Origin of the sequence: Nostoc sp. (assembly GCF_036917535.1) — a bacterium.
Classification (GTDB): Bacteria; Cyanobacteriota; Cyanobacteriia; order Cyanobacteriales; family Nostocaceae; genus Nostoc.
Genome location: NZ_JBALDA010000082.1, coordinates 21,797 through 48,311, shown reverse-complemented (window position 1 = coordinate 48,311; position 26,515 = coordinate 21,797). Strand labels below are relative to the sequence as shown.

Annotated in this window: 25 protein-coding genes; 14 read left to right on the top strand and 11 right to left on the bottom strand. The window is 41.3% G+C overall.

Annotated elements, in window-relative coordinates; all coding sequences use genetic code 11:
* The first annotated feature begins 80 nt into the window (after nucleotides 1-80).
* From V7K56_RS26095 to msrB, 5 genes are all read left to right on the top strand, one after another.
* The gene (locus V7K56_RS26095) at nucleotides 81-923 is read left to right on the top strand and encodes an AMIN domain-containing protein (RefSeq protein WP_334915067.1); all 843 of its coding nucleotides are present in this window, start codon (nucleotides 81-83) and stop codon (nucleotides 921-923) included.
* Entirely contained in the window at nucleotides 920-2,818 is a 1,899-nt protein-coding gene (locus V7K56_RS26090; RefSeq protein ID WP_334915065.1) for a TonB-dependent siderophore receptor, read from the top strand. The genes V7K56_RS26095 and V7K56_RS26090 overlap by 4 nt, the downstream gene beginning before the upstream one ends.
* A 3-nt stretch (nucleotides 2,819-2,821) precedes the next feature.
* Nucleotides 2,822-3,814, top strand: coding sequence for an iron-siderophore ABC transporter substrate-binding protein (locus V7K56_RS26085; protein WP_334915063.1), 993 nt, complete (start codon nucleotides 2,822-2,824; stop codon nucleotides 3,812-3,814).
* A 43-nt stretch (nucleotides 3,815-3,857) separates the two neighbouring features.
* Entirely contained in the window at nucleotides 3,858-4,472 is a 615-nt protein-coding gene (locus tag V7K56_RS26080) for a 2OG-Fe(II) oxygenase (RefSeq protein ID WP_334915061.1), read from the top strand.
* A gap of 168 nt (nucleotides 4,473-4,640) precedes the next feature.
* Entirely contained in the window at nucleotides 4,641-5,135 is a 495-nt protein-coding gene (gene msrB, locus V7K56_RS26075; RefSeq protein WP_334915508.1) for a peptide-methionine (R)-S-oxide reductase MsrB, read from the top strand.
* Nucleotides 5,136-5,480: 345 nt separating this feature from the next.
* On the opposite strand, the gene V7K56_RS26070 is transcribed toward msrB, so the two are convergent.
* Nucleotides 5,481-5,816 carry a DoxX family protein gene (locus tag V7K56_RS26070; RefSeq protein ID WP_334915505.1) on the bottom strand — a complete coding sequence of 112 codons (336 nt, stop codon included), beginning with the start codon at nucleotides 5,814-5,816 and terminating at the stop codon, nucleotides 5,481-5,483.
* Nucleotides 5,817-5,951: 135 nt separating this feature from the next.
* On the opposite strand from V7K56_RS26070, the gene V7K56_RS26065 reads away from it, so the two are divergent.
* On the top strand, nucleotides 5,952-7,217 hold the full coding sequence (locus tag V7K56_RS26065; protein WP_334915059.1) for an IS701 family transposase: 1,266 nt from the start codon (nucleotides 5,952-5,954) through the stop codon (nucleotides 7,215-7,217).
* 7 nt (nucleotides 7,218-7,224) lie between these two features.
* On the opposite strand, the gene V7K56_RS26060 is transcribed toward V7K56_RS26065, so the two are convergent.
* Together V7K56_RS26060 and V7K56_RS26055 are read right to left on the bottom strand one after the other, a co-directional pair.
* Nucleotides 7,225-7,383 carry a hypothetical protein gene (locus V7K56_RS26060; protein WP_334915057.1) on the bottom strand — a complete coding sequence of 53 codons (159 nt, stop codon included), beginning with the start codon at nucleotides 7,381-7,383 and terminating at the stop codon, nucleotides 7,225-7,227.
* An 80-nt stretch (nucleotides 7,384-7,463) separates the two neighbouring features.
* On the bottom strand, nucleotides 7,464-8,378 hold the full coding sequence (locus tag V7K56_RS26055; protein WP_334915055.1) for an NAD(P)/FAD-dependent oxidoreductase: 915 nt from the start codon (nucleotides 8,376-8,378) through the stop codon (nucleotides 7,464-7,466).
* Between the two features lie 55 nt (nucleotides 8,379-8,433).
* On the opposite strand from V7K56_RS26055, the gene V7K56_RS26050 reads away from it, so the two are divergent.
* A complete protein-coding gene (locus V7K56_RS26050) occupies nucleotides 8,434-9,321 on the top strand; it encodes a reverse transcriptase/maturase family protein (protein ID WP_334915053.1) in 888 nt (295 codons plus the stop codon).
* A 720-nt stretch (nucleotides 9,322-10,041) separates the two neighbouring features.
* Here the strand turns inward: V7K56_RS26050 and V7K56_RS26045 are convergent.
* Nucleotides 10,042-10,965 (bottom strand): hypothetical protein, encoded by a 924-nt coding sequence (locus tag V7K56_RS26045; protein ID WP_334915051.1) that lies wholly within the window; start codon nucleotides 10,963-10,965, stop codon nucleotides 10,042-10,044.
* Between the two features lie 10 nt (nucleotides 10,966-10,975).
* Between V7K56_RS26045 and V7K56_RS26040 the strand changes: the two genes are divergently transcribed.
* A complete protein-coding gene (locus V7K56_RS26040) occupies nucleotides 10,976-11,800 on the top strand; it encodes an IS4 family transposase (RefSeq protein ID WP_334915049.1) in 825 nt (274 codons plus the stop codon).
* Between the two features lie 49 nt (nucleotides 11,801-11,849).
* Here the strand turns inward: V7K56_RS26040 and V7K56_RS26035 are convergent, their stop codons facing one another.
* Together V7K56_RS26035 and V7K56_RS26030 are read right to left on the bottom strand one after the other, a co-directional pair.
* Nucleotides 11,850-12,347, bottom strand: coding sequence for an ATP-binding protein (locus V7K56_RS26035; protein ID WP_334915047.1), 498 nt, complete (start codon nucleotides 12,345-12,347; stop codon nucleotides 11,850-11,852).
* A gap of 210 nt (nucleotides 12,348-12,557) precedes the next feature.
* Nucleotides 12,558-13,157 carry an MBL fold metallo-hydrolase gene (locus V7K56_RS26030; protein ID WP_334915045.1) on the bottom strand — a complete coding sequence of 200 codons (600 nt, stop codon included), beginning with the start codon at nucleotides 13,155-13,157 and terminating at the stop codon, nucleotides 12,558-12,560.
* A gap of 188 nt (nucleotides 13,158-13,345) precedes the next feature.
* Here V7K56_RS26030 and V7K56_RS26025 point away from each other — a divergent pair, with 188 nt between their 5' ends.
* Nucleotides 13,346-14,524, top strand: coding sequence for a pyridoxal phosphate-dependent aminotransferase (locus V7K56_RS26025; protein ID WP_334915043.1), 1,179 nt, complete (start codon nucleotides 13,346-13,348; stop codon nucleotides 14,522-14,524).
* A gap of 489 nt (nucleotides 14,525-15,013) precedes the next feature.
* Nucleotides 15,014-15,385 (top strand): four-helix bundle copper-binding protein, encoded by a 372-nt coding sequence (locus V7K56_RS26020; RefSeq protein WP_334915041.1) that lies wholly within the window; start codon nucleotides 15,014-15,016, stop codon nucleotides 15,383-15,385.
* A gap of 128 nt (nucleotides 15,386-15,513) precedes the next feature.
* Here V7K56_RS26020 and V7K56_RS26015 read toward each other — a convergent pair whose 3' ends face one another.
* The 3 genes from V7K56_RS26015 to modB all read right to left on the bottom strand — a co-directional run bounded on the left by V7K56_RS26015 (nucleotide 15,514) and on the right by modB (nucleotide 18,896).
* Complete coding sequence (locus V7K56_RS26015) at nucleotides 15,514-15,768, bottom strand: hypothetical protein (RefSeq protein WP_334915039.1); 255 nt, start codon at nucleotides 15,766-15,768, stop codon at nucleotides 15,514-15,516.
* A gap of 504 nt (nucleotides 15,769-16,272) precedes the next feature.
* Complete coding sequence (locus tag V7K56_RS26010; RefSeq protein WP_334915037.1) at nucleotides 16,273-16,887, bottom strand: Uma2 family endonuclease; 615 nt, start codon at nucleotides 16,885-16,887, stop codon at nucleotides 16,273-16,275.
* Nucleotides 16,888-17,084: 197 nt separating this feature from the next.
* Complete coding sequence (gene modB, locus V7K56_RS26005; protein WP_334915035.1) at nucleotides 17,085-18,896, bottom strand: molybdate ABC transporter permease subunit; 1,812 nt, start codon at nucleotides 18,894-18,896, stop codon at nucleotides 17,085-17,087.
* Nucleotides 18,897-18,898: 2 nt separating this feature from the next.
* Between modB and V7K56_RS26000 the strand changes: the two genes are divergently transcribed.
* Nucleotides 18,899-19,333, top strand: a complete 435-nt coding sequence (locus V7K56_RS26000; protein ID WP_334915033.1) for a hypothetical protein — start codon at nucleotides 18,899-18,901, stop codon at nucleotides 19,331-19,333.
* A 170-nt stretch (nucleotides 19,334-19,503) separates the two neighbouring features.
* Here V7K56_RS26000 and V7K56_RS25995 read toward each other — a convergent pair whose 3' ends face one another.
* Nucleotides 19,504-20,406, bottom strand: coding sequence for a class I SAM-dependent methyltransferase (locus tag V7K56_RS25995; protein ID WP_334915031.1), 903 nt, complete (start codon nucleotides 20,404-20,406; stop codon nucleotides 19,504-19,506).
* A gap of 271 nt (nucleotides 20,407-20,677) precedes the next feature.
* On the opposite strand from V7K56_RS25995, the gene V7K56_RS25990 reads away from it, so the two are divergent.
* Both V7K56_RS25990 and V7K56_RS25985 read left to right on the top strand, forming a co-directional pair.
* Nucleotides 20,678-22,189, top strand: coding sequence for a hydroxysqualene dehydroxylase (locus V7K56_RS25990; RefSeq protein WP_334915503.1), 1,512 nt, complete (start codon nucleotides 20,678-20,680; stop codon nucleotides 22,187-22,189).
* Nucleotides 22,190-22,334: 145 nt separating this feature from the next.
* Nucleotides 22,335-22,688, top strand: a complete 354-nt coding sequence (locus V7K56_RS25985) for a DUF6464 family protein (RefSeq protein ID WP_334915029.1) — start codon at nucleotides 22,335-22,337, stop codon at nucleotides 22,686-22,688.
* A 75-nt stretch (nucleotides 22,689-22,763) separates the two neighbouring features.
* On the opposite strand, the gene fmt is transcribed toward V7K56_RS25985, so the two are convergent.
* Complete coding sequence (gene fmt / locus V7K56_RS25980; protein ID WP_334915027.1) at nucleotides 22,764-23,768, bottom strand: methionyl-tRNA formyltransferase; 1,005 nt, start codon at nucleotides 23,766-23,768, stop codon at nucleotides 22,764-22,766.
* 1,115 nt (nucleotides 23,769-24,883) lie between these two features.
* Here fmt and V7K56_RS25975 point away from each other — a divergent pair.
* On the top strand, nucleotides 24,884-26,218 hold the full coding sequence (locus V7K56_RS25975; protein ID WP_334915025.1) for a hypothetical protein: 1,335 nt from the start codon (nucleotides 24,884-24,886) through the stop codon (nucleotides 26,216-26,218).
* Nucleotides 26,219-26,515 lie beyond the last annotated feature (297 nt).

The following is a 26,515-nucleotide window of genomic DNA, read 5'->3' as shown; positions in this document are numbered from 1 at the left end:
TAAAAAGCCTGTCAGATAAGCATTCTTTCTTTTGACTTTTGCCTTTATTATGTGGTGTGCTAGTTTGGAGTGTATAAAAAATGCGTTTGAATATTTTATTTGTTGCTAGTACCTTGTTAATAGCAGTTTTCTCCATCACTGTAGTTGATTCAGCTAATGCTCAACAACCATTATCTGAAAAATCTAATGCAAATTTAGGTAATGCAAATTTAGGTGAAGTCAAGAGTAAAATTTACTCTGCCAGTGAAATTCAGGCTCAGAAAACGAGTGTAACATATTTGTTAAGGACACCCAGAAATCAGAACTTTGTACTCCAATTAAACGGCAGTCGCTACAATGGGGGGAACCCCACGCCAGTCCGCTCAAGTCGGGAAACCCGCCCACGCGGCTGGCTCCGCAACGCGCTGCCTCGTCAAGTCACATCAAATGTGGTGTCAGTGACAAATGTGAAGGTGAATACCACCGACAAAGGAATAGAGTTAATTTTAATTACAGCTAATTCTGTTAAATTACAAGTTTCACCGAAAAAAGAAGGGAATTCATATATTGCAGATATCCCCAATGCTCAATTACAGCTTGTAGGTGGTGATTTTCGGCAAGAGAAGCCTTTCTCTGGAATTGCATTAGTTACAGTTGCAAATGTGGATGCAAGTACTTTGCGGGTGACAGTAGTAGGGGAAACAAGTACACCTGTTATAAAGTTATTCGATAGTCAGACTGAAGGGTTGGTATTTGGAGTAACTCCTGCTGCATCGACTGTACAGCAACCAACAACACCTGAGCAAAAACCCCCTACTGAGGAAAAGCAACCACCAATTGAACTGGAGGTGACTGCACCGCCGACACGTATCGGGTTCCCAATACAAGTATTGGCACAAAAACAGACACGCCACTGCGCGATATTCCCCAGTCAATTCAGGTGATCCCTCGACAGGTTATCGAAGACCAGGGGGCGCAGAACTTGAGTGATGTACTACAAAATGTTGGCGTATTACAGTATGGACCTTCGTCTAGAATTGTAGATAACTTTACAATTCGAGGTTTTAATACTAGAAATACCTATAGAAATGGACTGCTAGACAGACTTGGAACATTTGGTAATTTAAAAATTTCTACTACTAACACAGAACGAATAGAAGTTCTTAGAGGCCCAGCCTCCGTGCTTTATGGTCAAGTCACTCCAGGAGGTATTGTTAACGTAGTGACAAAACAACCCTTGAGTCAACCTTACTATACTGTCGGTTTTACTGCTGGTAGTTATCAATTTTACCAACCTGCATTTGACTTTTCTGGTTCATTGACAAAAGATGCTAGTCTCTTGTATCGCTTGAATGGTTCTTATAAAACCTCTGAGGACTTTACCGACTTTTATAATGAAGAGCGTTACTTTATTGCACCAGTCATTAGTTGGCGCATTGGAGAAAATACAAAGCTAACTTTTGATAGCGAGTATCTTAACTTAAAACAGTCAACTTCTGATACTACTCAGCCTCCAGGTGCAACAGTACTGCCTAACCCTAATGGCAAAATCCCTCGCAGTCGTTATCTGGGAGAACTTAATGATGGCTATAACCAAGAGTTTGGTCGATTGTCCTACAACTTAGAGCATCGCTTCAGTGAAAATTGGTCGATTAGTAACTCGTTCCAATATGCCTTTATCAACCTTACTGGTAGTGCTTCGCTGATTTCAAGTTCTCTAAACCCAGATAATCGTACTGTTAGTAGAATAAAAAACATTTATCTAGATCCCGTCAGCGATAACAACTATACTACAGATACCCACGTTGTCGGTAAATTTAAGACTGGTAGTATTGCACATCAACTCCTTTTCGGATTTGACTTATTAAGAGAGATCAATCCTAAATTCGATACGATTCAAAGAGATGCTGGTTTGATCGATGTGTTCAATCCAGTATATGGACAACCATTAGGTAGTATCCTTCGGAGATTTGACTCCAAAACCAAAAATGATGCTTTGGGCATTTATATTCAAGATCAAGTTAGCATTGCCAACAACCTGAAACTACTTTTGGGTGGACGTTATGACTTTGTAGATAGTGAATTTACTAATTTTCTTAACTCAACGACAACCAGTCAGTCTGATTCTGCATTTAGCCCCCGTGTAGGTATTGTCTATCAACCGATAGAACCTGTCTCACTCTACGCTAGCTATAGTCGTTCCTTTGAGCAAGTAATTGGTACTGCATTTGATAATAGTCTGTTTAAACCACGGCGCGGCACTCAGTATGAAGTGGGTGTTAAAACTGATTTGTTTGATAAGAAACTGTCTGCAACACTTGCTTTGTATGAATTAACACTCACTAATGTTTTGACTGCTGACCCAATTAATCCAGGCTTTAGTGTGCAAACGGGTGAGCAAAGAAGCCGAGGTGTAGAACTTTCGGTGGCTGGAGAAATTCTTCCTGGCTGGAATGTGATTGGCTTTTATGGTTATACCAACGGTGAAGTGACGAGTGACAACCGAATTCCAGTCGGTAATCAACTACCTACCGCACCAGAACATATTGCTAGTTTATGGACAACTTACACTATTTCCAAAGGGGATTTGAAAGGCTTTGGCGGTGGTATTGGTTTGGACTACGTTAGCGAGACAGTTGCAGATTTAGCGAACTCATTCCGCTTACCGAGTTACTTCATCACCAATGCAGCCCTCTATTATCAGAAAAATAACTTTAATGTTGGAGTTAACTTCAAAAATTTGTTTGACACCGTATATTACCAACCTTTTGGTAATGACACACGGGTTGTTCCTGGTCGTCCTTTTACAGCAGAGTTGACTGTGAAGTGGGAATTTTAGGTAATGAATCAAATAGTGCGAATTGTTTTAGTTAGTCTGTTGATTATACTTGGGGCGATCGCTTTTTCCCCAAAAAATTATCAACAGATAACTGATCTCAAAGGCGCTTCCACCCAAGTCCCTGTTCGCATAGTCCAACATGCAATGGGAAAAACTCAAATTCCTGTCCATCCTCAACGAGTAGTTATTCTACATGGCTATTTATGGTCAGACGCTATAGTTGTTGGAGTCAAGCCAGTGGGAGCGCCGCTGCAATGGGCTGACAAATCACAAATTGATTTTCAGCAGAGTCAAGGTGTTGTCGATGTCGGCTTTTTACCAACAAATATCGAAAAGGTTTTGGCTCTCAAGCCAGACTTAATTTTAGGCACTGATGTTGTTCACAAGGACATCTACCCACTTTTATCACACATCGCGCCGACAGTACTAATTGATTTCAATGCTGCAAAGGATTGGAAGGGACTTTTGATAGAGACTGCCAAAGTTCTTGGTAAGACGGAAACTGCCCAAAGTTTCATGACTCAATACAATACTCGTGTAACAGAGTTTAGAGCTACGGCGCTTCAGCGACTCATAAATACTCAGGTGTCAGTAATTGGTTTGGGAAACGGCGAAATTTGTCGTCTATTTCTTAGAGAGAAAGATAGCTTCTTAGGTGGGATTTTTGAGGAGATTGGTTTGTTAAACACTGTTTCTCAAGAAGCTCTAAATGCTTTACCCACTCGTTTAAAAGGAATAGGTACATTTCATTATTATATTTCCTGGGAACATTTAGCGGAAGTAGATGGGGATGTCATCTTTGTCGCCTCGTCCGGCCCTTCTGTTTCAGAGAAGTACCCAACAGCAACCTTTAAGCGCCTACAATCTATACCACTATGGTTCAAGTTGAAAGCAGTTCAGCAAGGTAAAGCTTATCGAGTAGGATTCCATTGGGTAGGCAACACTCCTTTAGCTGCTAATCGGGTACTTGACGACTTATTTAAATATTTACTTTAGCGTTTCATTCGGTTTAAAACTATTTTCGCAAGTAGAGTAAATTATGTTGTTAGATTTAGATGCAATTCGCAACGGCAAAATTCATGACTATCCTTACCGTTGGATTCTCTTCAACAACCTCATTCGTGAGTCAGCCAAGCACGAGTTAGTCAGCACCCCACCTCTAGAAGACCAATTTGAGTACGATGGAGATGATGGTTACATACACGGGTTTGGGCGTTCCTTGGATGAAGGAACACAAAGAGTTTTTCCATTAGGAAGTGCATGGACTCAATTGATAGATGAATTGAGTTCTCCTGGTTATCGAAATGCGATCGCAGAACTAACTGGATTAGATTTGAGTAACCAAATCCTGGGGATGCGTTTCTACCGATACAACCCAGGACACGGTACATATCCTCACCACGATCATCCAGCTAATACACTCGTTCATATGTTTTATTTTTGTGAAAAGTGGGATTCTCGCTGGGGAGGATGTTTCCGAATCTTAAAAGAGGAAAACCCAGATTCTGGTTTTCTTGATATTCCCCCTTTGTTTGATATTTCCGTCGCTTTTGTGCGTTCTGATAATTCTTGGCATATGGTGCCACATATTGCACCATATGTTACTCAGATTCGATATGCTCTCAAAGCTAGCTTTTATAAGCCACAAGAATAGTTTGAGAAGTCGTTAAATTACTGTGTAGCTATTACTTCACCATACTCAAAGGGATTGCCATAGCTGATGAAGCACTTAAGAGCGATCGCTGATTATAGTCATTCATGTAGGGAATTCCGTACTGGAGTTGATTGGCCAGGGAACCGGAAAATAGAAAATAATAGATATATGGACAAACGCTATTTTTTACAGGCTAGTGCAGTCATAGTCGGCACAGCTTTGTTATCAAGGTATATCAATTGGGGGTCACAAGCAATGACAACTTCTAATAGTGGATTTGAAGTTACCAAACCAGAGTCAGAATGGCGCACGATTTTAACGCCAGAACAGTTTAATGTCTTGCGTAAACATGGAACTGAACGCCCTTACACCAGCCCATTGGATAAGGAATACGACCAAGGCACTTATTATTGTGCTGCCTGCGAACAACCACTGTTTACGTCTGATACCAAATTTAACAGCGGTACTGGCTGGCCTAGCTTCTTTAATCCAATTGAAGGTGCGATCGCCACGACTGTAGACAAGTCCTTGTTTATGACCAGAACTGAAGTGCATTGTAGTCGTTGTGGCGGTCATCTGGGTCATGTTTTTGATGATGGTCCTGCACCCACTGGTAAGCGCTACTGCATGAACGGTGTTTCGCTGAAGTTTGATCCTGCTTGATAAGTTGCGTAGACGTAACCCGTCGTGACATCGTACACACAACTTAAATCATCAGATTTTGGAGCTTGACCAAGGGTGAATAAATTTTTGACAATAACTTTTCCTATTCAGTGCTAATGGACGAAGTATTGTCAATTTCAGGAAATGCAACTCTTGGTCTTCGCTAGAACTATTTACCTAAATCGTCCTATTTTTTTGGGTCTTTTTTCTCCTTTTTTCAATTTTTACATTGTATAATTACCTAAGTTTTGAACTAGAAATTGAATTGGAGCTAGGGTTACAAGCCCCTTAATTTATTAACGGAGATATAAAAAAGCGCAGTATCATTATTTCAAGCTCCCAGATTTATCTGTGGGGTTTGATAATTTTGAATTTTGAATTTTGAATTTTGAATTCCCCGGAGGGGTTGACCCTACTTTGTTCACGATTCGCTTCTGAGTCTACAAGGTTTTGTCTCTTTTTTCTCCAGTGATCGAGGGAGTAAATATTAAAGCTGCTACCTGCAAGCAAGATAAACAGTACAATCCCGTAAGAAAGCATGGAAGTAGCTGCACCCCAGTTTTGTATCGATGTCACCCCCAACTTCAGAATGATCATCAGGACAAAGGTGACAATCAAAGCGCTTCTGGTTGCTAACCCAAGTGTAATCAACACGCCCACAATTAGCTCTACAGGGGGCACTAGATAAGAATTGATTCTCACCAAAAATTCTGGGAAATAAGAATTTGCTAATTCTTTAACGGGACTTAAACAAAACAGGAGAGTAAAAAAGAGTATAATGCTATCTCAGCATAGCTTTCACGTTGAAAAAAGCTCATGAAAGAAACCACCCCCGCAGCCATGCCTCCATGCTTTGAAAGATGGTGTCAAAGATTTGATGATGTGTTTACTCATAAAGCTCAAAAAAGAGAGTTTAGACACTATGTAGGGGGATTATTAGGTGAAAGCGAGAGAAAAAACTTACTCCAGATGGCAGAGAATGCCGTAGGGGTGACTTACCACCGATTACACCACTTTTTAACCGAAGCACCTTGGTCTAGTTCCCAGGTTAACGAACGTCGGTTAGAGATCATGAATAAGTGTAGTCAGACGAGAATCAGTAGAGGTTTTAGCCTAATAATTGATGATTCTGGACATAGAAAAAGCGGTAATTTTACGGATGGAGTAGTCAGACAGTATATCGGAGAAATTGGTAAAACAGACAATGGCATAGTCGTAGTAACAACACATCTATATGATGGGAGAAAAAGCTTACCACTAGATATAGAGTTATATCAGCACGCTAATTCTTTAGCTGAAGGAAAACAAGATCCAGAATTTGAGAAGAAACCCGAATTAGCAACTAAGTTAATAGACCAAACTTTAAGCCGTGGTTATCAACCAGGAATAGTAATTGTAGATGCAGGATATGGTAACAACACATCCTTCTTATTAGAGTTAGAAAAGCGGCAATTAAAGTATTTAGGAGGATTAGCTAAAAATCGCAAAGTAACAGTCAATGTCAAAGAGAATATTCCACAAATACTTAGAGTAGATGAATTAGCACAAGCATTATCTACAGAGGCTTTTGCCAAGGTTAAACTCAACTTAGATAAACCTAAAACATTATGGGTAGCAACTAAAGAAGTCGAGATATCACAACTCGTTGGAAAGCGAAATATTGCCATCGTCATGAATGCTGCAACTTTCTCACAAGCCACTGATATTGACTATTTCATTACTAATATTTCTTCATCAATTGTTACACCGCAATGGATAGTTGACACTTATGGCTCAAGAAATTGGGTAGAAGTTTTTTATAGAGAAGCCAAAGGATGGTTAGGGTTAAAAGAATATCAAGTCCGAGATAAAAGAAGCCTAATTCGACATTTTATCTTAGTTTTTTGTGCCTATACTTTTATTCTTTGGCATCAACTAACGGGAGGCTTGAGACGAAGATGGGCTAACAAATCTTTGGATACCTTTACTGATGCTTTAGTAGCCTTTAGAACGGCTATGTCTTTTCGTTTTTTTGATTGGCTGACCCTTCATCGTGACGTATTTGCCGCTTATAAAGCCAGTTTGGGCTTCATTTGGGCTTAATTTTTGTCTAAGTCCCGTTAACAGTATCTTCAACGAATCCAGGAATGTTAAATATGCGAGTGAATCCGTGATTAAAGTAATTCACACCGATGAGAATTCGCAGCAACAAATAGGCGATCGCAACATCCTTTAATTTGAGACTAATGTAGTTTCTATTTTCAGTCATTGCCTGAACTCCAACTATGGTACGCCGACTGTAATTAATTTCAATTGCAGAAATTGGGAAGCACTTAGCGGTTTTGAAAACTAACGTTCTTTCATAGATAGAATTAAGCGAACTGAGCGATCGCCGAATAAGTAAGTGTGAAGCCAAGTAAGTAATACTAGCAAACGACTGCGATAGCCAGGAAGATATACTAAATGAACTCCTAGCCACATCAGCCAAGCCAACCATCCCGTAAAGGCAAATGCACCAATTTTTCCCACACCTGAATAACAGCCAATAATCGCTAATCTTCCCTTGTTGAAATAACTAAAATGCTCTGGTGATTTACCTAGAAATTGCCGCTGAATATTTCGGGCTACAGCAACACCCTGCTGAAGTGCCTCTGGTGCAACTCCAGTTAATGGTTTATCGTTCTGTTCGATATATGCCAGATCCCCAATTGCATAAATATTGGGTTGCTCAAGCAATTGTAGGGTGGGATGAACAAGTAACTTTCCCTTATTTGCTGAAGATACCTCCTCTGATGTTGTGGGATAATTTGCTTCTAACCCCGCAGTCCAAATGACGGTTGCAGTTGAAATTACCTCGTCGTTTTGCAGATGTAAAGATTCAAAAGTCACTCTAGTCACTTTTGTTCGCAGATAAACCTCTACTCCTAGCTGATGTAATCGTTTGTAAGTGTAAGCTGCCAACTTTTTTGGCAGATCGACCAATAAGCGATCGCCAGATTGCACGAGAATTAACCTCACTTGCTGCAAAAGTGTTGGATAATCTCGACGCAAGTGGCCTCGAAGCATTTCAACGAAAGCACCTGCAACCTCAACACCCGTTGGCCCGCTGCCAACGATGGTAAACGTCAGCAATTGTTGGCGTCGTGATGAATCAGATTCCTGAATAGCTCTCTCAAAACAAGAGTAAATATGATTTCGGATTGCTATTGCGTCTTCTAGCGTTCTCATCGAAAACGCATATTCTAAAGCTCCGGGAACACCCAAAAACTGGGTTTGGCTTCCAGTTGCAAGTACAAGAAAGTCATAGGTAATTGAACGAATGGCACTAAGAAAAGGTGAAACCTCGTCAAATCTTCTGCTTTCTGGAAAATACCGATTTCGGGAATTGCGCTTAATTCGGGGTGAGGAGCGAATTGTGGAATGGTGGTGTTCGGCTGATGCTTTGGTGCTGAAGGCGATCGCCATTGTGTTAACCGAACATCTCCAACCCCATCTTTCCCCGCGTTGCTTTCACTTGGCTGGGACTGGTGGCGCGAAGGCGGCGGTGCGGGAGGTGGCGGCGCATCTGGAGGGGAATGAGTTTGTATTTCGCACTGATGTTAAGGGATATTATGCAAGTATCTATCACGACATATTATTGAATTTGGTGCGGCGTTATGTGGAAGACGGCTTCGTGTTGGATTTGGTGCAGCAGTATTTGCAACGGTTTGTTTCGGATGGGGGTGAATATACCGATATCGAGCAGGGGATCTCCTTGGGTTGTCCGCTTTCACCACTGATGGGGGCATTGTACCTGAAACCTTTGGATGACCGCATGGCTCAATTGGGCTGTTTTTATGTGCGGTTTATGGATGATTGGGTGGTGCTCGCGCCTACTCGCTGGAAGTTGAGGGCGGCGATTAGTGTGGTGAATCAGGTGATGAATGAGTTACTGGTGGAGCAACACCCAGATAAGACGTTTATAGGCAGGATTGCGCGGGGGTTTGATTTTTTGGGGTATTGGTTCACACTCACGGGGTTGAGTGTGGCGGAAAAGACAGTTACACGGATGCTGGATAAGGTGTCTCGGCTTTATGAGCGGGGTGCGGATGTGATTCGCATTGAGACTTATATTCGGCGGTGGTGGCTGTGGGTGAATTGTGGGGTGTTTTTGGGTTGCTGGGGTGGGCAGGTTCGGTGCGTTACTTCGTTAACGCACTCTGCCTGATCTGGTGTACGCACTGCCTTCTGCCTTTCCCCAACCAAGATCACCTTCAGATGCCAAGAACCATAATTCCCCCTCTTTTCTCACTCCTTTGATTTCCATCGCCGAATGCCTTGTTAGTCGCATATATGAGGATCTGATTCGAGTCCGATTCCCCTTACTCCTGTTTGATAATCAAGACCCTTTCCGCGACATATAATGATGTTTCCTCCGACCCTCGCTTCCTTTCTTGTTACTCGTTTCGTCTGCTGTAAATCCCGACCGACAACTTCAATCATGATTGTATTGTTGTTGATCCCTTGGGGCTCCTTTTTTCATCACATACTTTCCCATACTCTTTCCTTAACCCCGCCTTGCCCATGTCCCTTGCTTCCTGCATCTTCAACACCCCCCCTGCTTCTGCACCTTCACGGGTGTTCCTTCTCCCCATCCTACTTCCCTCCCATGTGCCCCCAACAAATTAACAATAAATACTTTTCTTGCCCCAGGTCCTCCCTTTTGTTGGCTTTTCCCCCGACCCTCACTACCTCCCTCTGACGGAGACCATAGCTTGCTAAATCTTTTTCTTTGCAACATCGATGGTATCGGGTGACGTATGGCGAGCTAAGAAGAGAGCGAATGTGCTCTCGCACCCACACGCCCGGTCCCTCCTTCCCCTCCTCGCCCACCACTTCCTACTTGGTTGCCATTCTGTTATTGATATTTCGAGCTTCTCCCTGCTCCTCAATCAAACCTTGCTTCCCAATCCAAATAATCTTCGCCTCCGCTCTTTTTCCCTTTTCCGTCATCCGTGTTGACGATCCCGGCCATTCGCCCCTTAAACTCACTGCATGTTATCTTCTGCGACAAGTAGTCTTTCTTCGCATTGTCTATTGCTTTTTCATAGGTTTCTCTGAGTCGTCCCTCTACGTGTCGTATGTAATTTTCCACCAATATTTGTCGCGCCTCTTCTTCGCTTCCGCTTCTCTGCGACACTGCTGACACATCAAGATAAAAGGATTTAATTTCATTATCACTCCATCCTTCTTTTTTTAGACTGTCTACGATTTCACTCCTCACCTCATATTTGTATGTCTTACCATCTACTTCATGAACTAGCCAACTTTTCACTCCCCCCCTTGCTTTATCATTTTGTGGGTGCCTATTATCGAGGACTTGTCCCATCATGCCATTTGCTGCTAGCGTCCCATGATGAGTACCCATTAATGACCCTCCTTTCCTCCTTGCTGGGTTCCCACCTGGAACAAACTGCTGGTCAGGTTCATGCATATATGCTCCTCCCTCGCCCTCCATGTTCCTATCTTTTCGTACTTTCCTTAAATACTCTTCCTTACGACCACCTTCCTCTTCATTAAGCGCTTCCGCCTTCATTTCTTGATTCTCCATACGCTTGGCGGCTTCATTAAATAGCAGTGTAGAGAATCTTGCATGATGCCTATCATCTTTTCCTACTTCGTGTATACTTTCGTTTGAATAAACTTTATATTTTTTATAATTACCTCCATATTCCTCAATGTCTTGATTTGTTGGATTCGCTAAATTCAAAATTAAACTTCGTTCAATTTCGTCATCTGTTGCGAATCTTCTGCTTGCATTCTCTTCCGAGCCTGGGGTGCTTGGTGGAGTATTAAAGTCCTCCACTCCCATCGGGTCAAATATGTCTGAACGAGTACAAATCCTCAAGGATAAATTTAATTCATCTTTGGGATTACCTTTTAAAGAATTGTTACTAACAAGTGTAATTGAACAAGCTCTTGATGAGCTAAACATTAAATATTATCGGCGATTATTTGACCCAATAGTAACGCTTTGGGCGTTTTTATCTCAAGTTTTGGATACTGATAAAAGTTGTCATAATACAGTGAGTAAAATCATTGCTTATTTAGCTGGGCTTGGAGTAGAAATTCCATCAACTGATACAAGTGCCTATTGTCAAGCGCAGTCTAGATTACCAGAAACATTATTACAAAAACTTTTTCGTCAGTCTGGACAAAGCTTAGAAGAAAAAGTGACAACAGAATATTTATGGTGTGATCGAAATGTGAAAGTAATAGATGGCTCTACTATATCGATGCCTGATACTGCCGAAAACCAGAAAGCATATCCCCAACCTAGTAGTCAAAAACCTGGATGTGGGTTCCCAATTGCGAAAATTGGTGTGATATTCAGTTTAGCTACTGGAGCCGCTATGGCATTATGTATCGACGTTATGAACATTCATGATATTAAACTAGCTCGTCAATTATATCAGTTTCTTAATCCTTTAGATATCCTTTTAGGAGATAGAGCTTTTTGTGCTTACGCCGACTTAGTTGCTATTAAAAAACTTGAGTGTGATGCCGTATTTCGTAAGCATCAAGCTCGAAAAACATCCATGCGACAAGGCAAAATTGTTGGAGATTGCGATAAATTAGTTACTTGGTACAAACCTCAAAAATGTCCCAAAGGGCAGCTTGCAACCCACCGAATCCAGCGCCAATAATGACAACGCGGCGACTGTTCATTCTTCCCCTCTTGATTTAGCTAGTCGGTCAAGTTATTAACTTAACTCCACAAACAGTTTTATTTGAATCACGTATTCCCCAAAGAACACTACCTCCCTCACTATTTAGATATGCAACGGCATATTCATCAGCTGTATTTTTGATTGAATCAACAGGATTATTTCCTTTAACTTGTTTAAACTCATATTGTCTATCTTCTTCTAAATCAACAGGGTAATCTAATTTTATTGTGGCTTTTAAGACCCTAAGAACTTCTGTCATCTCACTAGGAAGATTGGAGTAAAACTTTCTAAGTTTTTTAATAGAGGATGAGGCTATATTTAATGCTTTTGTAATTTCTTCAATACCATACTCTTCTACTGCCTTATCAAATTCTTGGAGGGCACGCTTTTTACCAACGGCACACCCCCAAGCTCTAAGAACTCCAAGACGCCAACCGGCTCCTTGGATACCTCCACCTCTGTATGTCCAAGATGCCTTAGCTGCTTCTATAAAAGTCCAATCTTTATCAATATGAACTCTCATTTTACTTATGTAAATTATTACTATATTTGAGGTAAATTGTAGCTTTTATTTATCAAAAGTTCAGTATTGGTAGCAACAGTACTTAAAAGCACAATCAACATAACCTAGTTGCATGAATCAAAGCAGCATTTCTGTAAAGAATTGGAGGAGTTTAGGCAACAACCTGCCAGAACTCTCCCAATATTTAAACCGACGATCGCTCCCACCCATTTACAGCGTCGCTACAAGATCCTGCAAGCGATCGCGTCCATCGCGGAAGACGGGCCAACCATCTCCCACCAGCACTGCTTCTACCCGACTCAGTTGAGCCAACCTCCGCACAGAAGCAACAGCCTCCTTTCGATTCAGCAGCTTGTCATCTGGTAAAATCGTTAAGCTACCTGCTTTGCGTGCTCGAACTAAATCCCCTGTAATTAAAGTTGTCTTTTCTAGTAACAAAGCCAACTCACCCGGAGTTTTAGAACCATTGAGTTCAATCACTTCCAGTCCTGGGACAAATTCTTCACCATCAGATAGCCAGCGATCGCAAGATATAGGAAAAGTGTCTTTTTCTGCTATGGGGCCAGCTATTTTAGCATAGGTTTGATCGGCAATTTCTTTACTTGCCCTGACATGCTCAGAATTCGTCAGCACAATCCAAACCACACCACCGAGGGATTTCAGATGATTCCAATCATGGTTTGATAGCGCTACTGGGTCAATCAAGATGTTGCCATCTGGGCGAATCCAGGCAATCCCATTGAAATCAATATTTCTTGCCGGATTGAAATTAGACCAGCTATACAAATCGGGACGGTGCAAAGATTTCATGATGATTCTGGATCGGTACTTCAATAATTGACTATTAATCTCAATAATTAAGTATATAGATTATAAGGTTGCATTCCCTCTGGATCTGGAATTTGAGTATACTACGATAAATCTATCAGTATTATGGCATTTGTTTGGCTTACAGAAATTCTTGGATAACGGCAATAACGATCAACGGAGGTATAGAGGTGACTAAGATTGGGCGGCAAAAAATATCAGCGAAGGCAGAACAGTTTACAGAGTCTGTGATTCGAGAAATGACACGGGTAGCACTACAACACGATGCAGTGAATCTGGCGCAGGGGTTCCCTGATTTTCCCTGTCCCTTGGAGTTGAAACAAGCAGCATATCAGGCCATAGAGGCAGATGTTAATCAGTATGCCATTACTTGGGGCGATCGCCCATTTCGTCATGCGATCGCTAACAAAGTCCGTTGGTATCTCGGCTTAGATATCGATCCCGAAACCCAAATCACCGTTACCTGCGGTTCCACAGAAGCAATGGCATCTGTGATGCTGGCGACAGTCGATCCTGGTGACGAAGTAATTGTATTTGAGCCATATTACGAAAACTACGGCCCTGATGCGATTTTAGCTGGTGCTATACCCCGTTACGTGACACTGCATCCTCCCCATTGGACATTTGATGAAGCACAATTGCGTCAAGCTTTCAATGCCAATACCAAAGCAATTATTATCAATACACCTCATAATCCTACAGGTAAAGTCTTCAGCCGTGAAGAACTCACCTTAATTGCTGAACTTTGTCAAAAATGGGATGTGTTAGCGTTCACTGATGAAATCTATGAACATATTCTCTATGACGGCACTCAACATATTGCCCTAGCGACCCTTCCGGGAATGGAAGAACGCACCGTTACTATTAACGGTTTGTCCAAAACTTATAGCGTCACTGGATGGCGAGTTGGCTACATTCTGGCAAACCCCCAATTGACAGGGGCGATTCGCAAAGTCCATGATTTTCTCACCGTTGGCGCACCTGCACCATTGCAACGAGCCGGAGTTGTCGCCATGCAATTGCCAGCATCCTATTATGAAGAACTAGGCAAACTTTATCACCAGAAGCGAGACAGCATTTTACAAATTCTAGACCAAGTTAAAATTCCCTATTTCGTTCCCAAAGGAGCCTATTACGTTCTTGCAGATATTTCCAAGTTTGGCTATAAAACAGATGTTGAATTCACTTACCATCTGATTAAAGATATCGGTGTTGCTGTAGTTCCCGGTTCCAGCTTTTTTAGTCAACCAGAAAAAGGACATTCATTGATCAGATTTTGCTTTAGCAAAAGACCTGAGACATTACAAGCAGCGAGCGATCGCTTACTCAAATTGCAATCAAATCTATAACTGACATTATATCTTATGTAAGTTGTGAAAATTACTTTTTTGAGGAAATTTTGTTTTAAGCACAGTTGAAATTCCATTATGAATTACAAATTTTTCAGGATATATATTTTTAAGTTAATATAAGTTAATAAAATCCAGGTTAATATAAATTTACAAATACTTAGTTTAGGCATTCATTTGTTAAAAACAATAACATTATTTTCGAGTTAAATTTAACTCTAACTTTTGATGCCCAAGTAAAGTTGACTTGCCACATGAAACCACACTCAAAAACGAGCGTTTCTAAACCTTAATGTATAGTAGTTCCCAACAAAACAACATTAAACTAGTGTAGAATTAGTTCAGATTTCCGGTAATTATATCGGGATAGTAGGCTTAAAAATTCTGGATTAAAAACCCCATTGACTCTTTAAAAGAATAAGACTAATGTGATCAGTAGTCCTTTCAAGGACACTATTTTATGCATCAAAAAATCAGGAGGTATTTCCGATGATGATGATGATGACTGAAACCATGACTCCAGAAATGCAAACTTGCATGGATGTTTGTATGGACTGTCATAAAATGTGCATGGAAACCATGACTCATTGCATGAGCAAAGGTGGTCAACACATGGACAAGAGCATGATGAGCATGATGAGCATGATGCGTGATTGCTCTGAAATGTGCATGATGTGTATGAATATGATGATGAGCGGTTCTGAGTTCATGGAACGCACTTGTATGCTTTGTGCGGAAATGTGCGATCGCACTGCAATGGCGTGTGAGATGATGAGCGATGACGCGAAAATGATGGAATGTGCTGCTGCTTGCTGTAAGTGTGCAGAGTCTTGCAGAAGTATGCACATGATGCCCGTATAATTAATTCCACGACAATCTAGCAGAAGCTTCTCTGCAACCTAATATTCAAGCGCTCAGACTCCTTGGATCTGGGCGCTTGAAGTAAGTACTTCTAAAATTATCAGTTGATGCAAGTCTAAACCAATACTTTAAAAAGCATTAATATTACTTAAAATAGTTACGAGATTAGAAGCGATGCCTACGGCAACCCGTTCGTGTAAAGTCTCCGACAAGAGAAGCGGGAACGCACTAAAGGTAGTCTTATCCAGTACAATCTTGTCACCTTGAGAACTGTTGAAGTCACTAATGGTATCTAGACCAATAGCAGATCTGTTAAAAACAGCACTAGTGTTGTAAAGGAAACTGTCAGCACCCGCATCAGCTGTGAGTACATCATTATGCATATCTTTACATTCAAGATGTAAAGGTATTTATTCCGGGCATCACAACAGAAAATCACAAAATTCAAGTTGAAATTGAACACCAAGGCAAAGTTAGTATCAAAGATGATAAAGATGAAGTGTACGAATTCAGTCATCTCCCCCTTAATAAGTTTATTTATGCCTATCAAATCCTTGGTCAACAAGAGGAAGAGTTGGACAGAGAAGATTATGACAACCTTGCGTATAACAACAGAAGTAGGAATGAATTATATGTCACATGTACAGCGAATAATTTTCCGATAGGGAAAGATTATCTTTTAATAAATCCTTGTACAGGGTGGAAAATAATTGTTCAAGAGGATGATGAAGGACACAACAATCTGAAGTTGAACAGAGACAATATTGAGGAAGTTATAATGGAGTTTAACGCAATAGGAAAGTACATTGATCCCAGAAGCGTCGGTCATAAAACAAAAAAACACTCCCCTGGCAGATTGCAGATGTCATGTAGGAGATATTCAATTTTCAATCCCACACCCGACGCAAATTCAACACAAAACCCGGTAACACCGCTTCACCGGACAACTCAGTCGGATTCTCCAACACTTCCACTGCTAATCTCGGTCGATAAATTTCCACCCGTCGCTGCTGCGGATCGATTAACCAGCCCAGCAGAGCGCCATTGTCAATGTACTCCTTCATCTTAGTTTGCAAAGACCCAAGCCGATCTGAGCTAGAGCGTAACTCTACAACAAAATCCGGGCAGATATTAGGAAACGTTCCTTTTTGTTCAAGAGTAAGTGCCTGCCAACGTTCTCGGCTCACCCAAGAGGCATCGGGGGAGCGAGTCGCACCATTGGGTAAAATGAAGCCAGTCGAAGAGTCAAAGGCTTTACCCAAATCTTCGTTTTCTTCGTACCAGCGATCAAGTTGTCCAGTGAGGCTGCGGTTGCGTTCTCCAGTTTCCCAACCTGTTGGTGGGTTCACAATTAACTCTCCATCTGCGGTTCTTTCTAATGTCAAGTCTCGGTTGGCTGCTGCTAAAGCGGCAAACTGTTTCTGGGTGACGTACAGCCCAATCGTCTTAGGCAACTCAATCAATAGGGTTTCGGTTTCTGGACTGGCGGGTGTCTGTACCATCTTGACCTTTTACACAATAGGGATTTAAGTGAAAGATGCCTACCCTATTAACTAACACATTCTACACGCTTGTCTTCGCGATCGCCTTTTAGCCGATGGGATTATCGCTTCACAGGTAACTGGAATTTGACAACTTCCAGGTTCATTTTATGCAACACCCAAATATGCAATTCACTCTGTCCGATGTATCTCCGCGTTCATTCCATCAAAATCAACCGCAGAGGATCTAAACGCACATACCAAGGAAAAGGTTGGTCTTTCATCGTCGCCCATTTTTCTTTGAAGACTTCAGCTTGCAGATGATAATCTTGAGAGTTCTTGCCAGCCGAATGTAGTTTGAGAAACAAAGTCATTCTATGAGGCGTTTCATTTGTTCGCACTAGCCAGCAGGGAAAAGTATTTTCCTGTGATAAGTCGTTGGTAAAAACGAACTGATGGGCGCGAATACCGATGTGGGATAATTCGCTTTTGACAGGTTCAATTACTTGCAGAGTACAACCCCAATCAATCGCTTCTACCTGTTGCGATGACTGGAGAACAGCACGGGAGAAATTTTTGCATCCAGTGAGTTGAGCGACGCTCACAGTAGCAGGATGCTGGAAAATATCATATTTGCTGCCATAATGAACGGCTCTACCATGCTCCAATACCAACAGATTTGGGCAAATCCGATAAGCTTCTTCCATATTATGGGTGACAAATAGAGTCACACCTTGATAGCCAGCTAGAGTTTCTGTCATTTGCTGTTCTAATTGACTCCGCAGATGGGTATCGAGTGCGGAAAACGGCTCATCTAAAAGCAGCGCTTCCGGTTGACTTGCTAATGCTCTTGCCAAAGCTACCCGTTGTTGTTGGCCTCCAGAAAGTTGGTGCGGATAGCGATCGCCTAATCCCTGCAACTGCATTGCTATTAGTTGCTCCTCTACCTGTACCCGAATACTCCCAGCAGATAGTCCTTTGGGCAAGCCAAAAGCGATATTTTGCGCCACACTCATGTGGGGAAACAGCGCGTAATTCTGCACTAAAAAACCGATGCGGCGATCGCGACTGGGTAAATTAATTCCTTGTTCCAAGTCAAACAGAACTCTACCATTTAAAACTATCCGCCCGGTTGTGGGCGTTTCTATCCCTGCAAGGCAGCGTAAAATCATGCTCTTACCTGCTCCAGAACTTCCTAACAATCCCAAAGGTTGCTTATCAGTATTGAAAGCAACTTTTAAATCAAAGCTAGGAAGTATTTTTTCAATGTTGACAAACAATCCACTAGATTCAAAGCTAATGTGCGGAGTATAAAGAATTTCTCCCCCTGCTCCCCCTGCTCCCTGCTCCCCGCTCCCCACTCCCCTCCTCTTTTCTCTCAATTCTTGCCAGAAGTTGACTGCAATAATTCCAGATAGAGAAATCACCATAATTGCGATCGCCCAAAACCAAGCCTCGTTCATTGCTCCCGCTTCCACAGCAAAATAAATCGCCATTGGGATTGTCTGCGTTTGTCCGGGAATGTTACCAGCCAGCATCAATGTCGCCCCGAATTCTCCTAAAGCACGGGCAAAAGCGAGCATTGTGGCGGCGACAATGCCGGGTAGTGCTAGGGGTAAACTGATACGCCAAAAGATTGTGGTTTCAGTTGCACCAAGGGTTCTAGCGACTCGCAGCAGATTACTATCTATTTGTTCAAAGGCTCCCAGTGCAGTTTTATACATTAAAGGGAAAGAAACTACCATAGCTGCGATCGCTGCACCATACCAAGTAAAGACGATGGTGAAGTCAAAAGTCTGCATGAGTTTCCCTACAGGGCCATTTTTACCAAAAAATAGCAGCAACAAGAAACCGACAACTGTGGGTGGTAAAATCAGCGGCGCAATAAAGATACCCTCAATCAACGATTTACCTTTGCCACGATATCCTAGCATCCAGTAGGCAGCAGCGATACCCAAAAAGAAGGTGATAAATGTGGCAAGTAATGAAGTTTTGAGTGATATCCAAAGAGGCGATAGATCCAATGGCATAGTTGTCTGGGGAAGAATTAGCTCAACTAATCCATAATTTACCAACTTTAGCTTTAATGTGCTGGAAAAAGTTGGTAAACTACATCACAATCAATCAAGGAAATCCCAAAAACTGGTATGATGTTAAGCTTGATGCTGGCGATCGCTTAATTGTCTTAGCCACAAGCAGTAGTTTGCAGCGAATTGAATGGGGTGAAATGCTGCCTCGTCTTTGGCAGTTGCAGATTGAAAAAGCTCTGACTACAAATGCAATTGTATATGGAGCTGAAAAGATAGTTTTGATTACAGGATGTAGTTCCACTACTGCTAGGCAATGGATGAATAATTTGCCTAGAGTGTTACCGATACCACTTTATAAACATCAAGCTCAACGTCTCGTGCGCGAATTAACAAAAGTACAAGTTTTGGCGAATCTAATCTTCATTGGGCAACCTTGAATCTCCTATAATTAGCAGTCATATCGGGTTCGGTTAAACATTTATAATATCTATATGTTAAGTTTCATGTCTTAACCTAACAATTTATTATAAAAATAAAAGCACAACATTGTTGTGCTTTTGGAAATTATCGGTATTTAATTTATTGTGATAACCAGAGAGTTTCTTAATTAGTCCAATTGAGTACTATAGGCACTAAAACCGTAAGCCAAAGTTTCTTTTAAATTATCGGATGGCTTGAGACTTCTGTTGATAGCATTAGCAAACGGCACGGGAATCCCTTTGATGGTTTCCGGCAAAATCGCATATTCTGCTGTTGGTTCGACAATGTATTCTGGACACTTCGCTTTCATACTAGCAGTAGCTAACATTTCTTCTATTTCAGCAGCTGAATATTGCTTAAGATAAACTGGGTTTCTCACAAATGGGTTCAGCCTTCTGATAAAATTATGGATAATATGAGAAGGACAAGACTTATTGTGAAAGGAATGATTAAAAACAAAAATTCCCCCAGGTTTTAGCACACGAGAGATATCAGCCAATAAATTCCTTAGTTGTGCATCTGGGATATGCATAAAAACGCAGTTAGAAATTACCAAATCTATAGAATTATCTTCTAAAGGCAATGTCTCAGCAGAAGTACAAATCAAGTGAAATTCAGCTTCTGGGAAAAAATTGTATTCTTGTTTAACTTTGATTAACCGCCGCAATAAAGGCTCAGAAATATCAATACCGTAGTATTTCTCACATTTCAGATTTTTTGCTTTCGATAGATGTAAAGGTGCGCGACCATAACCAGAACCAATTTCTAGAATAGAACCGACAGATTTATTCAAGGGAAATTTGTTCCAAGTACCTCCAGGCGTGCCAGTTAGCAGAGTGTAATCTTGTTTAATGGGTGATGTTGCTGCAACTTTTTCAATTTTTTGGGAGCCATAATATGTTTTACCAATTGCATCCCATGTTTTTTTATGTTGAGTATTAGTTAATTGTTCATAGTCGCTAGGAAAATAAATGCCATCTCGCAATTCAAAATCATTCAGACTAAATTTTACATTTGCTAATTGACTCATTATGATTATTCCTCATGAATAGTTAAATCTGTTTTCTGTTATACTCTTAACTCAGCATTATCCGCAAGTTATTTTTACTGAACTGCTTCTCCTGAGCCTTTTTTAAGTCTATAGCTATTTTAAATTCGATGGAAAATAGTGAAGCTGCACAGATGTGCTAGTAAAGCGCCGATTGCATCCAAATGAAAATCGCTATAATAATCAACTCTTGCTCGATCAAAATACAAGTTCGTATACATTAGTTGATGGACAGCAACAATTGGAGGCTGCGATGGTAGCAGGGTTACAACAAAAACGGGTGGTAGTTGTCGGTGCTGGTTGGGCTGGTTTAGGAGCAACCTACCATTTGGCAAAACAAGGTTATGATGTGACACTTCTTGAAGCAGGTCCCTATCCGGGTGGATTAGTGGCAGGTTGGCAAACAGCTGCCGGAAAATCTGTTGAAGCTGGTATTCATGGGTTCTGGTATCCTTACAAAAATATTTTTTCTTTAATCAATGAATTAGAAATTAATCCTTTCACTACTTGGACTCGTTCTTCGCAATATTCGCCAGCAGGTTTGGAAGTTGAATCACCAATTTTTCAAGATTTACCGCGACTTCCCTCGCCGCTGGGAACTTTTCTCTACACTCAGTTTAAGCGGCTGCCACTAATTGACCGTCTTAGCGCTTTGCCTTTACTTTATGCTGTCGTTGATTTTGACAATTCTGATGCAGCTTGGCGGCGCTATGATTTTGTAACTGCCCGTGAATTATTCAAAGACTTTAACGTTTCTTTCCGACTTTACCGCGAAGCTTTTGAACCGATGTTATTAGTGGGCTTATTTGCCCCTGGCGAACAGTGTTCAGCCGCCGCAACTTTAGGGATGCTTTACTTTTTTATTCTGGCTCATCAACCCGATTTTGATGTGGTTTGGTGTCGGGGAACTGTTGGAGAAAAAATATTTCGTCCTTGGGTGGAACGTATCGAAAAAGCTAGTGTGCGAGTGTTGCCCAAGCGTCGGGTTACAGATTTAATTGTTGATAGTGATCATCGAGCCAAGGCTGTGGTCTGCGGTGATGAAGTTTTTGATGCAGATGCCGTGATTTTTGCGGTTGGAATTACGGGGATGAAGAAAATTGTCTCAACTAGCCCGAGTTTACAAAGTCGTGAAGAATTCCGTAATTTGAGCAATTTAGGAGCAATTGATGTTTTAGCAACGCGACTATGGTTTGACCGTAAAATTAATATTCCTCGTCCTTCTAATGCTTGCTTTGGATTCGACACAACTACAGGTTGGACGTTTTTTGATTTGAATGCTCTACATGATGAATATCGGGATGAACCGGGAACAGTGATTGAAGCTGATTTCTATCACGCGAATCAGTTTCTGGGTTTGAGCGATGAGGAGATTTTATCAATAGTTCAGGGTTATTTAGCAACTTGTATACCAGCATTTCGGCAGGCAAAGATAATTGATAGTAGTGTGATTCGGCTACCTCAAGCGGTGACTCACTTTGCACCTGGTAGCTATCGTTATATGTTGCCGACTAAGACAAGTTTTGAGAATGTATTTATGAGTGGGGATTGGATTGTGAACCGTCATGGTTCTTGGTCGCAGGAAAAAGCTTATGTTACTGGTTTGGAAGCGGCGAATTTGATAGTGTCTTATTTGGGAAAAGGTCAGCCAGCTGAGATTTTAGCTGTAGAAGAGGATGAAGTGCATATCCAAGTGGCGCGATCGCTCAACCAAACTTTGCGTAAATTCAGTAAATCTATCCTACCTGACTTTTGGTTGCCGTAATCTGTAGGGTAGCACAGCAGTGCATCCCTACTGTATGTATATTTTTCGCAAATTTAGTTAATCATTAATTGTAATTTAAATTCGGTAAGCTAAAGAAAGCGATCGCGATACCATCCTTATAATGTAAATCAAATCACATAAGCTTATGGAGCCAGACTCTTTACAAACTGAGGTGATTTTGACGCACCCGCGTAAGTCCCTTGGTAGAGTGCAACTTGATTGGACACCACAACCCGGAAACTATCTCGATTTTGAAGGTAAAACCTACGCGGTTTTAGAGCGCCGCCATAAATACAAACTTCAAGCTGGGCGCTACCGCTTGCATAATATTGCCATTTATGTACAGTCTGCTAAACGACCATCTGAGAAAAGTTTGGTAGCAGGACGTTGGGTAATCGGTGATGCCACCTGCTGCTACAATGCTCATTCAGAACTCATTCGCTGTGCAGTCAACCCAGATGGCCCTTGCGAATCTTGCCGCTTTTATGAAAAGTCTTAGGAAAGACGCGATTAACCCTTGTCTGTACAGGAGTGAGGAGTTAAAAATTATTCTCCTTCATCTCCTTTATGCCCGTCAGCTTCCTGCACCAAAAACTTCTCCCACAGTTAAGCGCGTACCATTAACAAAATCCCATCCTGACTGGGGACGTTTACCGGCTAGCTGAACTTCTCGCAACAGCAACAAACCTTCCCCAGTTTGGATAATTGCGCCAATTCCTTTGACAATGCTGACTACAACTCCCGGTTGTTCTGATACGTTTGACAAATCAGGCAATTTATGCATTAATTCTTGTAATTCTACTGGGAGATCGCGATCGCTTACAGAACCAAGAGGAGCAGAAGCAGTAATTTTCAACAGGTTATCGCGAAAGGTAGCCGTGCAGTTAGGGTAAAAGCCTCTAATTTGATTGTGTAATTGGATCGCACTTTTTGACCAATCCAAAGCATAATCTAATTTTTGAATCAGAGGTGCATAAGTCGCTGCTAAATTATCTTGGGGAATTGGTTGAATTTCTTTACGTTCCAACTTCAACAGAGTTTCCACCAACAAATCCCCACCGATCCCCGCTAGTCTGTCGGCTAAATCTTGGGCATTATCCAGTAATTCAATAGGTGTAGTGGCTATTTGGAGCATTGCGCCGGTATCCATCCCCACATCCATTAACATCGTGGTGATCCCCGTTTCTCTCTCTCCGTTATACAAACACCACTGAATCGGTGCTGCACCGCGATATTTAGGTAAAATCGAACCATGCACATTAATGCAAGCCAATTTTGGCATATTTAAGATTTTTGCCGATAAAATCTGTCCATAAGCGACAACGACAAACACATCTGCATCTAATTGTTTAAGTTTGGTTAAAGTTTCAGTGTCTTTTTTCACCCGTTCGGGTTGCCATACTGGTAAATTGTGAGCAGTGGCGATCGCTTTTACTGGTGTTGGTGTAAGTTTATTTCCGCGTTCCCGGCGTTTATCTGGTTGGGTGACAACCGCCAGTACCTCAAATTCTGAATGATTCAATAACTTTTCCAAGGTGGGTACAGCAAATTGAGGTGTACCAAAAAATACAATTTTCATTAATAATTAGTTGTTAGTCGTGAGTCATTAGTTAATCGTAAGTGCGCCCCTGATAACTGACAACATTTAAGTTGCATGTTGAAAGAGAATGCACTAAGCCAGCATCTAATACCAATTCAAAATTCAAAATGACGCTCGCGGACTCGCTAACGCTGCGCTAACAAAATTCAAAATTAAGAAAGCCAGACAGAACAAAGGTATATCCGTATGTATCTGTTGTATCTGTCACATTCTTTTTTCAAATTGGCATAGCAGGCTCCTGTATTCTGGACACAGTTGCAAAATACAGTTGTTCGCTGTAAATAATATTGGCTGTTTGGTGGTACAATATTTTCGTATTCATGAAACCAAAGGCTGCTTGATTAACTTAATTGTTAAGTTAACAAGTGTAATAGCTAAATATCAGCCGCATCTGCCTCTAGTGAACCTAATCACTTAGTGGTTTTTCGTTGCGAGTCGCTAGAGCATCTACCGAGTGAATTTTGTTGTGTTCCTGATCGTCTTCCCGAAATTAGCTTTAAATGTAGTTAAATTTCCGAAAAAATATTGCGTCTTCTAGCTATATTTTTAGTTTAGATAGCAATTTATAACTTTGGGTTGCTGATAGCAATATTTTCTGAGTATGATGTATTATGCGTCCGCTTTCCCAGGTTTTTAATTAACGCCTCACGTTTACTATCATGAGGGTTTGCGCTGTTATATTTAGTGTCTAACCTAGCTTATTTGCTGTGTACTAGTGATCGCTAGTACGATCCCCGATAACTAAGTTATCTCACTCTTGTTTGCCAGCCTGATTCCTCAAACTATACCTGAAATATTTCTTAACTAAGAGTTATTTTTGGTGTAGTCGAGTATAGCGACATTATATATCGTGTAGTAATTACTGAGTTCTCAGCATATTTACTATACTCGCATATTTTTGCCAAAAAATATTCAGTACCTCAGTTAGAAAAGGTGTAGACAATGATACTTAATTTTGTAAAACTCTGCAAACTTTAAAGATATTATCTCGTCATTAGTTTTAGTTTCTTGTTATACATATAACTACCAACTGCCCCATTGCTGCTAATGTATTGCTTCTCACATAGCAATTGCCCCCTCTAGAGAGTCTACAAATGCTTAAACCCCTTTTGCTATCGGGATGGTTCCGCACACAACCATTTCTCAATTATGTTGTCGCTGTGATACTGCTTGCACCTTTATTAGCAGCATCGGCTCACTCGATCCCAGTAAGATCCGAAGTACATAAACTAACTTCGATAGCTGGAGAATCTGACTCTGGATCAAAGGAAGTAGCCGTAGTTGGAGAACCTGAGATAGCTGAAACATTAAAAACAGATCAAATCGAATCGACAACAAAAGAATTTGACTCTGTGCCAACACAAAGTACTGCTGTTCAGGAACCGCAAGTATTACCAGCGGATAAAGTTGAGTCTTCGACTCAAGTAGATAATTATCTGTCAAGCAGCGATTTAGATTTAAGCGATGTAACTGTTCCCGATTCTTTAGCAGCAGTTGAACTCGCACCATCAACAGATGTTCGTGTTAGTCAACTTAATTTAATCCGAAAACTTAAAGCTGCTAATGTCAAGTCTTTAAAAGAACAAGAAAATTATCTCTCTAGAGAAAAGTCTTTTACTGAATCATTGACAGCAACTCAAGTAGCACCAGCTATTAGAGAATCTCAATCAACTACAACGACGGAAATACCTGTTGTGGAACCAGTTGATGAGTCCCAAGCAGAACAAATAGATCCCATCGGTAGTCCTCATCCGATTCCTTGGAAATGGATTACAGCAACTCAAGAAGCGATTGCTTCTAATGGTGGTTCTGGAGTGCGTCACTATCGCAGCGTACCAGTGATTTCTCCAGATGGTAAATATGCTGTTTATAGCCGGGTGCAACTGGAAGTGAAACCCCAAATGTACAACAGCCGTGTCACCAGCGTTCTGTTTGTCCAAGATATGCACACTAAGAAATTGTGGGTGATGGCTTCAACAACTCCAGTTAACGATCCTTTATTAAAGGTAAAGGCACTAAAAGCGGAGTCTTCAGAAGAAACTGATACGAGCGGTAAGATTGGGGTATTAGTTCCAGTTAGCTGGTCAGAAAAAGGCGATCGCTTCTTAGCCCGCAAGTTTGATGGTATATTTAACACGGGTGATTCTACGGATAGTGCAGTGATTTGGGATCGGCAAAAAAATCACGCTAATACAGTTGCTCCTGTTAGTGACGAAGAACATGAAAAAGTTGCTGTATTGTTAGGTTGGAGTAAAAGGCAACCGGATCGCGTGTTATTCCGCGCAGGGGAATTAGGCGAGGAAAACTGGCCATTAATGCAAGTTGCTAATGATGGTAAGACTATCACTGCAACAGATAGCGATCGACCGATTACTTTTGGTAAAAAGGTGACAGAAATTTGGGCAGGCCCACAAGTTGCTTATCGATAGATTGATTATAAAAAATCCTACATATTCCCGTTGTCAGTAGTGACGACAACGGGAGATTTTTTTAATAGGAGAAATATTAATAGCTGTATGATCCAAATTGCACTAAGAAAAGCTGACAAGGCTAAGGCAAAAAAGAGTAATCATTGGTAATTTTTAGTACTTTTTTAACAAATAACTAAACTTAGTGCCATTCGCTACTACAGCAGTTTGCAACTAAATGAGGTACATAACCAAGGATTCACAAATCAAATGATTCTTCTCCCTCCTGCCTTCTGCCTCCTGCCTCAAAACCAGTGA